Source organism: Xanthomarina sp. F1114 (assembly GCF_026410255.1).
GTDB lineage: Bacteria > Bacteroidota > Bacteroidia > Flavobacteriales > Flavobacteriaceae > Xanthomarina.
The window spans coordinates 1-627 of record NZ_JAPMLL010000037.1; the positions used below are offsets into that span (position 1 = coordinate 1).

The 627-nt window shown below is 29.0% G+C and carries 1 protein-coding gene; it reads right to left on the reverse strand.

The window, feature by feature from the left end:
- Positions 1-222 precede the first annotated feature (222 nt).
- On the reverse strand, positions 223-627 hold a 405-nt coding region (locus tag OS188_RS14700; protein ID WP_267149607.1), incomplete at its 5' end, for a hypothetical protein.

A 627-nucleotide genomic window follows, 5' to 3' on the forward strand; every position in this document is an offset into this window, starting at 1 on the left:
AAAAAAAAAAAAACGGTTTATTCCAGGTTTTGTAAGAAATTTATGCAGTTCTTCGAAAAGTTGCTAAAGCTGTTACGGGTTTTCCGTAATTGGTTTATTTATAAAGGAGTTTTAAAAAGACTCTTCTACAAGCTCAGGATGACAGGGAGATTTTGACAATAAAAAAGCCATTCCAAAAAAGAATGGCTCAATTAATATGTTGCTTTTAAGTAATTAATTTCTTTAATCTTTTATAATTACAGGTAATGTTTCAGGAATATTGTCTGCATCAAATATTTGCGCATTATTATACCAAGCTTTAGTTATAAGCAAATAATTGTCACCCGAACGGAAATTAGCTCTAATCGTATCTGTATCTGTGTCGTTCCATTCTATATAGGTAATGGCATTCTCTAAGATAGAACTATTTAAAAAAATTCTAATAAAATATTCTTCACTTCCAGAATCTTCTGGTGATACAATTTTAAAATCTCTTTGGAGATCAGCATTTTCATTAAATATCTCAACAATATTACCATCGATAAGCTTAAATATTTTGATTTTATTTTCTAGATAAGCATTTGCATTATTTGGGTTTAATAAATCAATCCCAGAGGATGATGACACTTTAAATTCAACTCCATTACG